Genomic DNA, 14,166 nt, shown 5'->3' on the forward strand with positions numbered 1-14,166 from the left:
AAAGATTTCACATAACATTTCATAATAAAGAGGCAGCTTTACATAAAACATATAAAAAATTGATTCTTAATCCCAAAAAACAAAATTAATTCTCTTAATTTTAGTTAAAAACTAACTTTTATTCACTTTAACAATTTCAAAAAAAAGAGATTTTTAACGCTTTTTTAAGATTATTTCCTTTTTCATTCTTTTCAAAAAGTGTTGTTGCTTCAAATTTCTCTTCAAACCCTTTCTTATACAAAAAAGCCTCAACGTTAGTTGAGGCTTTCTATCTTAATTCAAATTCAATTCAATAAAATGGTTCGATTGGGTTTTTATCATTTTTAAAGATTTTGAAAAGTCAATCAATAATTGAATTGTTTCTTTCTTAGGAACCTTCCTGAAATCAGCTGGTTTGTCAGAGTAAATTTGCATCATATGTACTATTTTTTATAGCTTATTTTCAAGTATTTAACGATGCTTTACTAATTATATTGCTAATGAGTTAAAATAATTTCATTTTTTTCAATAATTTTTCTCAGATTAATCAATGCATAACGCATTCTTCCTAGTGCTGTGTTAATGCTAACTCCTGTATTTTCAGATATTTCGTTAAAACTCATATCCTTATATATACGCATTTTTAACACCTCTTTTTGCTCCTCTGGTAATTCTTCTATAAGGTACCTTACCTCTCTTAGCACTTGCTCCTTTATTATTTTTCTTTCCGCATTTAGTTCTCCATCACTTAATACTGAAAAAATATCAAATTCATCGGTGTTTTTAAACGCAGGCATTCTGTTATTTTTTCTAAAAAAATCTATGACTAAATTTTGAGAAATACGCATTACCCAAGGTAAAAATTTACCTTCCTCATTATAAGTTCCTTTCTTTAAAGTTCGTATTACCTTTATAAAAGTATCTTGAAAAATATCTTCTGTAATGTCTCTATCTTGTACTTTACTGTAAATAAAACTGTACAAGCGTTGTTGGTGTCTTTTTATTAAAAACTCAAGAGACAATTCGTCTCCTTTTATATAATTGCTAATTAAAGTACTATCTGGGGTTAAATTTTTACGCATTTCAAATCACTTTAAAAAAGCTAAATAGCTTTTTAATTATAACTTAGATATAATAATCTTAAAAGTAATTTTGTTTTATATACGTATGTTTTTTCGGTTATTTTGAGGTTCAAATATGTAATTTTTTTTTCAGACATACAAGTTTTCCATCATATTTTTATAATTCTCTATAAATTTCTTTCTTTAAAAACTATTGATTCTTTTTTTCTTTTCTTATCTATAAAAATGTAATTTTATCGCTTATTTTTCAAATCGAATGAAAGCAGATATTTCTACAATTAACCCTAAAGAAAATATTATTATTAAGGGAGCTAAACTCCATAACTTAAAAAATATTGATGTTGTTATTCCTCGTAATCAACTTGTTGTTATTACAGGTCTTTCTGGCTCTGGTAAGTCTTCATTAGCTTTTGATACTTTATATGCAGAAGGACAAAGGAGGTATGTAGAAAGTTTATCATCTTATGCACGCCAATTTTTAGGTAAGCTCCACAAACCAAAAGTAGATTATATCAAAGGTATTGCTCCTGCTATTGCCATTGAGCAAAAGGTAAATGCTACCAATCCTCGTTCTACCGTTGGTACTTCTACTGAAATTTACGATTATATCAAACTGCTATATGCTCGTATTGGTAAAACATTTTCTCCAAAATCTGGGAATGAGGTTAAAAAACATACAGTTACTGATGTTGTCAACTTTATAAAAACATTTGATGAAAGAACAAAATTATTATTACTCGCTCCTATTACTATCCATAAAAATAGAGATATCAAAACTCTTTTACAAGTTTTAACACAGCAAGGATATGCAAGAATAAAGTACGGCGAAGAGATTCTTAGAATCGAAGATTTTTCTCCAGAAAACTATAAAGGTACTCCTCTTTATTTAGTTATTGATAGAATTATTACAAAGGATAACGAAGATTTTTATAATCGTTTAGCAGATGCTGTACAAACAGCATTCTTTGAAGGGAAAGGAATTTGCTGTATTGAGCATTTGCCTGATCATAAAACCACTTCTTTTAGCAACAAATTTGAATTGGATGGCATGACTTTTTTAGAACCTAATACTCACTTGTTTAGCTTTAATAACCCTTATGGAGCTTGTGCTACTTGCGAAGGTTATGGGAATGTCGTTGGAATTGATGAAGACTTAGTTATTCCTAATACTGGCTTATCAATATACGAAGGGGCTATATTTCCTTTTAAAACCGATAGCTTTAAAGAGTACAAAGAAAACTTAATAAATAATGCTTTCAATTTTGATATTCCTATTCATAAGCCTTGGTTTGAATTAACCAACCAACAAAAAAAGCTTGTTTGGAATGGTACCAAAGCTTTTCATGGAATTCATCACCTTTTTAAAAAGTTAGAAGAAAAAAGCTATAAGATTCAAAATAGAGTCATGCTCTCTCGATATCGAGGCAAAACAACCTGTTCTGTTTGTAATGGAAAGCGATTGCGACAAGAAGCTAATTATGTAAAGGTGTATGGAAAAACAATTTCCGACTTGGTAACACTCCCTTTAAATGAATTAACTACTTTTTTTAAAAACATTACTTTAAATACTTATGAAAACCAAATTGCGAAACGATTGCTTTCAGAAATTAACAATCGATTGCAGTTTTTAATCAATGTTGGGCTAAGTTATTTAACCTTAAATAGAACATCTAATACCTTATCAGGAGGAGAAAGCCAACGGATTAATCTTGCTACTTCTCTAGGAAGCTCTCTAGTTGGTTCTATGTATATTTTAGATGAACCTAGTATTGGACTACACCCTAAAGATACTACTCAATTAATTAATGTTTTAAAACATTTACGTGATTTAGGGAATACAGTAATCGTGGTTGAACATGATGAGGAAATTATGAGAGAAGCTGATTATATTATTGATATTGGACCTAAAGCGGGCTCCTATGGAGGAAATGTCGTTGCTGAAGGTACTTTTGACGAAATTTTAGCTTCTGATTCCTTAACTGCACAATATTTAGCTTCTACTTTGAAAATTGAAACGCCTAAAAGTCGTAGAATTTCTAAAAACAGTATTCAAATTATCGGAGCCAGAGAACATAATTTAAAAAATATTGATGTCACTTTTCCTCTAAATAGCTTAACTGTTATTACAGGAGTTTCTGGTAGTGGAAAAAGCACCTTGGTTAAAGAAATTTTATACCCAATCATGCAAAAGAAATTGATTGGCTACGGTAATAAAATAGGACAATATAGTGCGGTAAAAGGAAGTTTTGAAATGCTCAAACATGTTGAGTTTATCGATCAAAATCCTATTGGTCGCTCTTCTAGATCAAATCCTGTAACCTACATTAAAGCTTATGATGATATCCGTTCACTATTTTCTATACAAAAACTATCTAAAATAAGGAATTACAAGCCAAAGCATTTTTCTTTTAATGTAGAAGGAGGGAGATGCGAAGTTTGCAAAGGTGAAGGAGAAGTTACTATTGAAATGCAATTTATGGCTGATGTTCATTTACAATGTGATGCTTGTAATGGAAAACGCTTTAAGAAAGAAATACTAGAGGTCAAATTTGACGGTAAATCTATTGACGATATTTTAAATTTAACCATTGATGATGCCATCCATTTTTTTGAAAATAACGAGATCTCTAAAATTGCTACGAAACTAAAACCTTTACAAGATGTAGGATTAGGTTACGTACAATTAGGGCAATCTTCTTCTACACTCTCAGGCGGAGAAGCACAACGTATTAAATTGGCTTCCTTTTTAGTAAAAGGAACTACAAAAGATAAGGCGTTATTTATTTTTGATGAACCTACAACAGGACTACATTTTCATGATATCAAAAAGCTTTTAGACTCTTTTAATGCGTTGATTGATAGAGGACATTCCATTATAGTTATTGAGCATAATATTGAACTCATTAAATCTGCTGACTATCTCATTGATCTCGGGTTAGAAGGCGGTAAAAATGGAGGCAATCTTATTTTTAGCGGAACTCCAGAAGAATTGGTTAAATGCAAAGCATCTTATACAGCAACCTATTTAAAAGACAAATTATAATCTAAAAGGTCAGAAAATTAATTTTTAATTCTCTGACCTTTTTTAAGATTTACTATTTATTACCTAAAATAATTGGCATTAATTAACTAGCATCTCCCTGTTTTTCTATTAATTAACGGTCCAGTTTCTAGGTGTTTTTAAAACTTCAACTAGTCTGGCTTCTTCCGACCCTTCACTTGGTTGGTAATCATACTTCCATTGTACTATTGGCGGTAAACTCATTAAGATACTTTCTATTCGACCATTGGTTTTTAATCCGAATAATGTTCCTCTATCATGTACCAAATTAAATTCTACGTAACGCCCTCTACGAACTTCTTGCCAATTTCTATGATCTTCTGTATATTCTAAATCTTTTCTTTTTTCTACGATAGGTACATAACTCTCTAAAAAACTGTTTCCTATTTCTGTTACAAAATTAAATCGGTCTTCCATTGAAAACTCTTCTGTTTCTTTAAGGTAATCAAAAAATAGACCTCCAATTCCTCTAGCTTCATTTCTGTGTGAATTCCAAAAATAATTATCGCATGTTTCTTTGAATTTAGGATAGAACTCTAGGTGATGCTTATCGCACGCTGACTTACAAATGGAATGAAAGTGAATGGCATCTTCATCAAATAAATAATATGGAGTTAAGTCTTGTCCTCCTCCAAACCACTGCGTTATAATATCTCCTTCTTCATTATACATTTCAAAATAACGCCAATTAGCGTGCACGGTAGGCACAAGTGGGTTTTTAGGATGTAGCACCAAACTTAATCCGCATGCAAAAAAGTTGCCGGCTGTTACTTTAAATTGTTTTCTTAAAACCTCTGGTAGCTCACCATAAACGGCTGATATATTTACCCCTCCCTTTTCAAAAACAGCACCATTTTCAATCACTCTCGTTCTACCTCCTCCTCCTTCTTTTCTTTTCCAAAGGTCCTCTTTAAATTTTGCTACTCCATCTAATGTTTCTAATCTAGAAGTTATTGTATCTTGCAATTCTTCTATATATGCGTAAAATTTATCTTTCATTTATTGATACTCGTTTTTTACCTATAATTTTCTTCTAATTCTATTCTCTTTATTGTTTCAACAGTTGCCGCTGTTACAGATAGTGGTAGCACTAAAATCACTCCTATAAACGGAATCAATAAAAATAATATAAATACGATTCCATTTCCTATAGCTAGTCCTTTGTTTTTCCTTACAAAATTAATACTTTCTTTATATTTAAAATGCCTTTCTAATGTGTAATCCATATTTCCAAAACCAGCATAATAAGCTTGGATCAGAAATAATGCTATTGTAGCAAAAACTCCAACTACAGGGATCAATCCTAATAACAAAATAGGAATCGTTATTACCAATTCTCTCACTAGATTCCTTACGCTAATTCTACCTCCTCTTATTAATTGCTCTTGAAAAGAGGTATTTCTATGTTTATGTTTTTCTCCTCTAAGATATACTTCTATCTTTTCAGAAACGGGACTCATAAATGGAGCTGACAACGCCATTACAATATGCTTATACAAAATAAGTCCTATAAAAAAAACAACTAGCCCCCCTATAAAAGAACTTATAAAGGCTATTGTTTCCTTTCCAAACTCCCATTTCCAAAAGTCACTTATATAACTACCAATATCATCTGACAATCCATAGGATAGAGAAGCTATAAAAATGGCAGTTATTAAACTAACCAACATTGGTATTCTAAAATATTTCCATAACTTCAATTTAAAAATTAAAGTTGCTGCCCCAAAATAGGCTTTAATTCCTCTTAGCATATTTTTAATCATTTAATAAAACTATTATTTCTATAAATAGTAAAACCTCTTTCTAAATTAAGAAAGAGGTCTTATTTAATATTGTAAAAAGTTATAATATTGGTTTGATAAATGCTTCTAACTGTTCTTCATTTACCTTATTAACTTCATCCCATCCCATTTTTTTAGTTGGAGATACAGCTCCTCTTTTAAAATCAAGTATTAGTTTTCTTTTTGAAATTAAATAAGCAGAAGGATAGTCTAGCTTATGAGTAAACCCTGCTATTTTTATACTAGATTTGTTTTTCATTTTTTCTGTAGAAGGAACTAAAACAATTCTTTTATCCAATTTTTTAGCCATTCGTTCAACGCCTTCTTTTTTATCCCAAAACAACATTACGAATGCGACTTTATCATGGTACTTTTCTACTAATTTATTAAGCGCTGGTATTTCTCCCCAACACGGAGCACACCATGTAGCTGCCGTTAAAAGTAACATTGGTTTTTTAATTTCGTTCGTGCTTACTACTGTACCATCAATTGCTGTAAAATCATAGTTTGATATATACTTATCTTTGATACAATTATAAACAATATCATTTAACATAGCCGCATCAGTACTAGCCGTAGCAATACAATCATCAACAATATCTTTATAATATATTTTTTTCTGTGAAAAACCTTGCAATGTTAACAAAAACGTTAAAACCAATAATACTCTTCTCATGGGTTTCTAGGGGATTTATTACTTTATATTAAATTTTATATTCTTTGACTGCATCTATAAATGCTTTTGCATTTTCCAATGGTATATTTGGTAAAATTCCGTGCCCTAAGTTAACAATATATTTATCTTTACCAAACTCGTTAATCATTTCATGCACCATTTTTTTAATTTCTGTTGGTGGAGACAACAATCTTGAAGGGTCAAAATTCCCTTGCAATGTCATATTTCCTCCTGTTAAATATCTAGCATTTCTAGCCGAGCACGTCCAATCAACTCCTAATGCAGATGCATTTGATTTTGCCATTTCTGGCAAAGCAAACCAACATCCTTTCCCAAAAGCTATTACTGGCACTTCATCTTTTAAAGCTTCTATGATCTGGTTAATGTATTTCCATGAAAACTCTTGATAATCTACTGGAGATAACATTCCTCCCCAAGAATCAAAAATCTGCACTGCATTCACACCTGCCTTTACTTTTGCTTTTAAGTAAGTAATTGTTGTTTCTGTTATTCTTCTAAGCAATTCGTGTGCCAAAACTGGTTTAATAAAGCAAAATTCTTTTGCTTTATCAAAATTCTTAGATCCTTGACCTTGCACTACATAGCATAATATTGTCCACGGAGAGCCTGCAAAACCTATTAACGGAATTTCATCATTTAATTTTTCCTTAGTTGCTTTTATAGCTTCCATTACATACCCTAATTCTTCCGCTACGTCTGGTATTATAACACTATCTAACCCTTTTTGATCTCTAACAGGGTTTGGCAAATAAGGACCAAAATTAGGTTTCATTTCCACCTCAATATTCATTGCCTGTGGAATTACTAGTATGTCTGAAAACAAAATCGCTGCATCCATTCCATACCTACGAATAGGCTGTACTGTAATTTCCGATGCCAGTTCTGGTGTTCTACAACGCGTAAAGAAGTCGTATTTTTTTCTTATTTCTATAAATTCTGGTAAATACCTACCCGCTTGACGCATCATCCATACCGGAGGTCTATCAACCGTTTCTCCTTTTAACGCTCTTAAAAATAAATCGTTTTTTATCATGTTTAGCTGTTAGTTACTGGCTACTTCTTTTGCTTTCTTTTAAAATATGACTCCGTTTATCTTCTTTCTAACAGAATGCAAAAATAGTCTTTATTTTCTTTTTGTTTTGTTAAATATAACTTTAATTCGAAGGAATTATTTTTTAAAGCTTATAAAGGTATTCTATTTCTTTACTTTTTCTTCTTTATCAATAACTACAATTTTAAATTTAGGACCTCCTTCTATAAACTTCTCTTTTACTTTTTTAATACACCTTACTTTATTCCATATTAGCTACCTTTTCCATACTCTTGTCAATAGCTTTTGCTATTTTTTGTATATCTTTATCACTTAACGCAGAAGATAAAAACCAAGCTTCAAATTGAGATGGAGGTAAAAACACTCCATTACGCATCATCTCCCAAAAGAAAACTGCAAATTTTTTGGTATCAGAAGCTTGAGCCTCTTCAAAATTGGTTACTTTTTTAGCGGTAAAAAAGGGATTAATCATAGATCCAAATCTATTAACGGTTATTTCTATCCCGTATTTCTTTGCTTTTTCTAATAAAAAGACTTCTATAATTTGTGCTACTTCATTGAATTTTTCATAGGGGTTTTGTTTTTTTAACGTTGTTAAAGTTGCTATTCCGGCAGCCATTGCAATAGGGTTCCCACTTAATGTTCCCGCTTGATACATTTCTCCTAGGGGTGCTACCATTTCCATAATTTCATTACGCGCTCCATAAGCTCCCACCGGGAAACCTCCTCCTATTACCTTTCCTAAACACGTAATATCTGCCTTAACTTCAAACAGTTCTTGTGCTCCTCCAAATTTAGACCGAAAACCGGTCATTACTTCATCTATAATTAGCAGTGCTCCTTTAGATACTAAATATTCTTTTAACTCTTTTAAAAAATTATTTTGAGGTGTTACTACCCCCATATTTCCTGCAACAGGTTCCAAAATTACCCCAGCAATATCATCATGTTCTTCAAAATGAGCTTTTACACTATCCAAGTCATTATACTTTGCTATTAAGGTATTTTTAACAGCTCCTTCTGGCACTCCTTTACTCCCTGGCAAACTTAATGTTGCTAACCCTGACCCCGCAGCTACTAATAATGCATCTTGATGCCCGTGATAGCAACCTGCAAATTTGATGATTTTATCTTTACCTGTGAAGGCTCTTGCCAATCGAATTCCGCTTAAAACAGCTTCTGTACCTGAATTTACAAAACGTACTTTATCCATTCCTGGAAAAGCATCACAAACCATCTTAGCTAATTTTATCTCATTCTTTGTAGAAGCACCAAATGAGTATCCATTTTTTAGCGCTTTTGCTATTGATTTCTGCACTTTTTTATGACGATGCCCTAAAATCATAGGTCCATAAGACAAAACTAAATCTACATATGTATTATCATCTACATCTGTAATTTTACTTCCTTTTGCTTTTTTTATAAATAAAGGATTTCCTCCTACTGAGGCAAATGCCCTTACAGGAGAGTTCACAGCTCCTACTAAATTTTCTAATCCTTGTTTATATAGTTTTTGCGAGTTTTTAAAATTCATTTTTTAGTTTTTAGCTTTTTTCATTGGTGGGATATCACCAATGAAAAATTATTTTTTTAACAATATTCTTGCTGCCTGCTTTGCAAAATAAGTAATAATAATGTCTGCTCCCGCTCTTTTCATTGATAACAAGCTTTCCATCATCACCTTCTCTTCATCAATCCAACCTTTTTCGGCAGCTGCTTTTACCATAGCGTATTCACCACTTACATTATAGCAAGCAATTGGTCTATCAAAATTATTTTTTAAATCTCTTATGATATCTAAATAAGATAATGCTGGTTTCACCATTAAAATATCTGCTCCTTCCTGATCATCAAAAGTAGCTTCTCTCATTCCTTCATCTCTATTAGAAGGATCCATTTGGTACGTTCTTCTATCTCCAAATGAAGGTGCTGAATCTACGGCTTCTCTAAAAGGGCCATAAAAACCCGAGGCATATTTTACGGAGTACCCCATAATTGGTAAATTTGAGAAACCTGTATTATCCAACGCCTCTCTCATCATTGCAATTGTTCCATCCATCATTCCTGAAGGAGCTACCATATCTGCTCCTGCTCTTGCATGAGAAACCGTTTGTTTTGCTAGGTTTACTAAGGTAGCATCATTATCTACATCATTATCATGAATTACTCCACAATGTCCGTGATTTGTATATTCACAAAAGCAAACATCTGTAATTACATATAAACTCGGATAATTTTTCTTTATAAAGCGAATGGCTTGCTGCATAATTCCATCATCATTCCACGTTTCGGTTCCTTCATCATCTTTCTTAGATGGAATTCCGAATAACAACACCGCAGGAATATTCAATGCAATGACCTCTTCTATTTCTTTTGCTATAGTATCTAAAGAATAACGCTTGATGCCAGGCATTGAGGGTATTTCCATCTCAATATCTTTACCTTCCTCTATAAATAATGGGTAAATAAAATCGTCAACAGACAACTTTGTTTCTCTCACCAGTCTTCTTATTCCCTCTGTGCGACGTAATCTTCTTGTTCTAAACATATGCTTATTTTAGGTATTCTTTATTTTTTAACAAAATGTAAGTTTACCATTTCTATAACACTTTCTACTGTAGGCACATTTGCTACCTGCACATTTTCAAAGTGCTTTCTCGCTTCTTTTGCAGTACTTTCTCCAATACAAAAAGCTATTTTATTCGCTTTATTCTTTTCAATATAACTGGCTACTGTAGAAGGGCTATAAAAAAGTATTCCATTTACCTTTTCTGCTACTTGAACGGGACTATACATAGTTTTGTACACTTCAACTTCATTCACTACAATATTATTTTCTGCTAATACTTTAGGCAATGTTTCTAAGCGTAAATTACTGCAAAAATAAGTGACTTCTTCTCCCTTTATTTTATCAGAAAGATAAACTGCTAGCTTTTCTGCATTTCTTTCAGAATGAGCTACCTTTCCTATTTTTTGTTCAATGAGTTTTTTAGTTCTTCTACCTACGCAATAAATATTTTTAAATTGTAATTCCTCTGGAGAAAAGTTATGTAAAATAGCTTCCACTCCATTTTTGCTCGTTATAATTATATGTCTTATTTCATTTTTCACGATTTTAGGAGCAATTCTATTAAACCTAGTTTTTATAAAATCACTATCTTCTATATTTACAGAAATAGGTAATAGTTTTTTCTGCATTTCAGAAAGCTTCTTTGTAGAATAGATTGCAAATTCTCTTTCCAATCCTTCATCTTCTGCCATGATTTGTTTACCTCCTCTATTGATGATATAATCAGCACAATCTTTTGCTAGATATCTATGACGTCCTAATTTTGCATTTTTAGTAACTGATAATTTTTTCTTTCCATCTCTACTTAACAATACTCCTTTGAAATTTATTTCTTCTGTTTTCTCATCAATGTAAGCCAATGCTCCTATTGGAGCGGTACAACCTCCTTCTAATCTATTTAAAAACTCTCTTTCTATATTAGTACAAACTTGGGTTTCATAATGGTTTAACTGTTCACAAGCATCTTTTACAAAATCATCTTCCTCCAACGCAGTAATCATTATGGTTCCTTGTGCTGGTGCTGGAATCATCCACGAAAGGTTAATAGCTCCTTTAGGCCTCAATCCTATTCTTTCTAAACCTGCCGCTGCAAAAACAGCTCCGTTCCACTCATTGTCTCTCAATTTTTGCAAACGTGTATTTACATTCCCTCTTAAATCGACTACTTCGTGTGTTGGGTATCTGTTCAGCCATTGCGCTTTTCTTCTTAAACTTCCAGTGGCTATGACTCCATTAGGCTGGGCAAAGAATTCTTCATTATCCTTCAATACCAAAATATCATTATAATTGGCTCTTTTTAAAACAGCTGCCTGTATGATTCCTTCTGGTAATACCGTTGGTACATCTTTTAAAGAATGAACAGCAACGTCTATGTCTCCATTTAACATTGCTATATCTAAATTTTTAGTAAAAATTCCTGTAATTCCTAATTCATATAGAGGTTTATCTAGAACGATATCTCCTGTTGATTTTATAGGAACAATTGCTGTTTCGTAACCTAATTCATTTAATTCATTACGAACTTTGTTCGCTTGCCACAGTGCTAATTGACTGTCGCGCGTTCCTATCCTAATTGTCTTTTGCATTGATTGTTTCTAACTTTGTTCCAAACATTTTCGACATTACTTCAATTGTCTGATTTACAGAAGTTTCTTCGTTTTTTAAATGTTTAACAAACTGTGTGGTTATTTTTTGTATGAATCTTGACGTGATGACTTCTGCTTGAGTTTCATCAAAGTCTTTAATTTTTTTCTTGTGAAAATTTATTTCATCTTGTTGAATAGCTTCTAAAGATTGTTTTAATGCATTAATAGCTGGAGTAAATCGCCTATGGTTTAACCATTCATTAAATTCTTCTTTATGCTTTTCTATAATAGTTTCTGCAAGAGGTACTTCTTGCTGCCTAATTGCCAATGTTTCATCTGTAATTTTTGACAATTCATCTACGTTTACTAAAACAACATTCTCTAATTCAGCCACTTCTTTTGAAACATTTGCAGGCATTGACAAGTCTAGTATTAGCATTTTCTTATCTGCCCTTACATGCTCTTTAGTAATGGTAGGAGTATCTGCACCAGTGGAAACTATCAAGATATCAGTAGCTTCTATTTCTTCTGATAAATTAATATAGGATCCTTTCCTTATATAGGGATGTTCTTTTACAAAGTCATCTACTTTTTGTGCCGTTCTATTGATTAAGCAAACCGACTTGTTTTCTGTATATTCTGCTAGATTTTTACAAGTATGCTTTCCCATTTTACCCAATCCAAAAACTAAAATATTCTTTGTATTGTAATCTGGTAAATTTTTGGTAATGTACTGCACTGCCGCATAAGATACAGAAGTTGTTCCTGAACTTAATTTTGTTTCATTTTTTACTCGTTTACTAGCCTGCATCACATGGTTTAGTAAGCGTTCAAAATATGCATTGGTAGTTTCTATTTCCTTTGCTTGTCTATACGCCTGCCTTAATTGTCCTACTATTTCATAATCCCCTAATATTTGGCTATCCAAGCCTGTTCCCATTCTAAACAAATGGTTTATAGCATCTTGGTTTTTATGTACGTTTGAAACTTTAGCAAATTCTTCCACTGATCCGTTAGAATATTTGCATAGCATACTGATTAATTGAAAGGGATGCTGTGCAAAACCTGTTATTTCAGTTCTGTTACATGTTGAAAGTACAAAAATGCCTTTCATCCCTTTTTCTTTAGCTTCATTTAAAAGTGCTATCTGCTTTTCTTTTGATAATGAAAATTTACCACGAATAGTTGCGTCTGCCTTCTTATAGCTAACTCCTATATTGTATAAATTTGTATTGTATTGTTCCGTATCCATTCAATCTACTTCAAAAAGTCGGGTCAAAAATATAAATATTGGTCTTATAAAAATATCGTTTGAAGAACTTTTAATGTCGTTTTAAGTTTTTTAGATATTTTTTAGTCGTAAAATGTACATATTTGTTTATTTTTGCGGTGTTTACGGGCGTTACCTGTTTTTTTATATAGAATGGTTCTAAATAAAAATATTTTAAATTATCGTTTAACTCATGTCAGAAAATATCGCAGAAAGTACATTTAAAGAAGTTTCTTTAGAACCTGGTTTTTTTGTTCTAAAATTCCAAAATAACACTGATACAATCGAGCACTACAATAGAGATATCGATAGCTCATATATACAATTACATTACTGTGTTAAAGGAAATTGCAAATTCAACTTTAACAATAATAACTATAGTTTAAACGTATTGGATAGACATTCTATATTCTTATACAATCCGCAACAAAAACTACCTATTAATTTAGAAATTTTACCTAAAACCTCTTTGGTTTCTATTTTAATCTCGATTGAAAAATTTCACGCATTATTTTCAAAAGAAGCCGCTTATATTCCTTTTTTAAGTGAAGATAACAAAAATAAAAAGTACTATGATGATACTGAAATATCACCAAATGTTCTCATTGTTCTTCAACAAATACTTACTGCCAAAAACCATAGCTCTATAAGAAACCTATACATCAAAGGAAAAACTTACGAATTACTGAGTTTGCATTTTGACAGCGGAGAAAATACAAGCGATGAATATTGCCCTTTTTTAGTGGATGAACAAAATGTACTCAAAATAAGAAAGGCTAAAGATATTATTATCTCTAGAATGGCTGAGCCCCCTAGTTTACAAGAGCTCGCTAGTGAAATTGGGTTAAGCTTAAAAAAACTAAAGGAAGGCTTTAAACAAATTTATGGAGATACCGTATATAGTTTCTTATTCGATTATAAAATGGAACATGCAAGAAAACTACTAGAAAGCAATCAACACAATGTAAATGAAGTTGGACTGCAAGTTGGCTATAGTACTGCCAGTCATTTTATTACCGCTTTCAAGAAAAAGTTTGGTACAACTCCCAAACAATATGTAATTAATAATAAGCAAACAAACGAATCATAA

12 protein-coding genes are annotated in these 14,166 nt (G+C 31.8%); 2 read left to right on the plus strand and 10 right to left on the minus strand.

Annotated features, from left to right (window positions below; genetic code table 11):
• Positions 1–273 precede the first annotated feature (273 nt).
• Positions 274–417, minus strand: a complete 144-nt coding sequence (locus tag MARIT_RS15510; RefSeq protein WP_157926249.1) for a hypothetical protein — start codon at positions 415–417, stop codon at positions 274–276.
• Positions 418–476: 59 nt separating this feature from the next.
• Entirely contained in the window at positions 477–1,061 is a 585-nt protein-coding gene (locus tag MARIT_RS10060; protein ID WP_100211452.1) for an RNA polymerase sigma factor, read from the minus strand.
• A 256-nt stretch (positions 1,062–1,317) separates the two neighbouring features.
• On the opposite strand from MARIT_RS10060, the gene uvrA reads away from it, so the two are divergent.
• Positions 1,318–4,104: an excinuclease ABC subunit UvrA gene (gene uvrA, locus MARIT_RS10065; protein ID WP_024741466.1), complete on the plus strand. Its 2,787-nt coding sequence runs from the start codon at positions 1,318–1,320 to the stop codon at positions 4,102–4,104.
• Positions 4,105–4,212: 108 nt separating this feature from the next.
• Here the strand turns inward: uvrA and hemF are convergent, their stop codons facing one another.
• The 8 genes from hemF to hemA form a co-directional block, all read right to left on the minus strand.
• On the minus strand, positions 4,213–5,121 hold the full coding sequence (gene hemF, locus MARIT_RS10070) for an oxygen-dependent coproporphyrinogen oxidase (protein WP_100211453.1): 909 nt from the start codon (positions 5,119–5,121) through the stop codon (positions 4,213–4,215).
• 17 nt (positions 5,122–5,138) lie between these two features.
• Positions 5,139–5,885, minus strand: coding sequence for an EI24 domain-containing protein (locus MARIT_RS10075; protein ID WP_024741468.1), 747 nt, complete (start codon positions 5,883–5,885; stop codon positions 5,139–5,141).
• Positions 5,886–5,964: 79 nt separating this feature from the next.
• Positions 5,965–6,579: a TlpA family protein disulfide reductase gene (locus MARIT_RS10080; RefSeq protein WP_024741469.1), complete on the minus strand. Its 615-nt coding sequence runs from the start codon at positions 6,577–6,579 to the stop codon at positions 5,965–5,967.
• Between the two features lie 28 nt (positions 6,580–6,607).
• Positions 6,608–7,633: a uroporphyrinogen decarboxylase gene (gene hemE, locus MARIT_RS10085; protein WP_100211454.1), complete on the minus strand. Its 1,026-nt coding sequence runs from the start codon at positions 7,631–7,633 to the stop codon at positions 6,608–6,610.
• 259 nt (positions 7,634–7,892) lie between these two features.
• Positions 7,893–9,185 (minus strand): glutamate-1-semialdehyde 2,1-aminomutase, encoded by a 1,293-nt coding sequence (hemL, locus tag MARIT_RS10090; protein WP_100211455.1) that lies wholly within the window; start codon positions 9,183–9,185, stop codon positions 7,893–7,895.
• Between the two features lie 48 nt (positions 9,186–9,233).
• Positions 9,234–10,199 carry a porphobilinogen synthase gene (gene hemB, locus MARIT_RS10095; protein WP_100211456.1) on the minus strand — a complete coding sequence of 322 codons (966 nt, stop codon included), beginning with the start codon at positions 10,197–10,199 and terminating at the stop codon, positions 9,234–9,236.
• Between the two features lie 20 nt (positions 10,200–10,219).
• The gene (hemC, locus tag MARIT_RS10100) at positions 10,220–11,806 is read right to left on the minus strand and encodes a hydroxymethylbilane synthase (protein WP_100211457.1); all 1,587 of its coding nucleotides are present in this window, start codon (positions 11,804–11,806) and stop codon (positions 10,220–10,222) included.
• Positions 11,790–13,058 (minus strand): glutamyl-tRNA reductase, encoded by a 1,269-nt coding sequence (gene hemA, locus MARIT_RS10105; RefSeq protein WP_024741474.1) that lies wholly within the window; start codon positions 13,056–13,058, stop codon positions 11,790–11,792. Before hemA ends, hemC begins: the two co-directional genes overlap by 17 nt.
• 211 nt (positions 13,059–13,269) lie before the next feature.
• On the opposite strand from hemA, the gene MARIT_RS10110 reads away from it, so the two are divergent.
• The gene (locus MARIT_RS10110) at positions 13,270–14,166 is read left to right on the plus strand and encodes a helix-turn-helix domain-containing protein (RefSeq protein ID WP_024741475.1); all 897 of its coding nucleotides are present in this window, start codon (positions 13,270–13,272) and stop codon (positions 14,164–14,166) included.

It is taken from the genome of Tenacibaculum maritimum NCIMB 2154, assembly GCF_900119795.1.
Lineage (GTDB): Bacteria > Bacteroidota > Bacteroidia > Flavobacteriales > Flavobacteriaceae > Polaribacter > Polaribacter maritimus.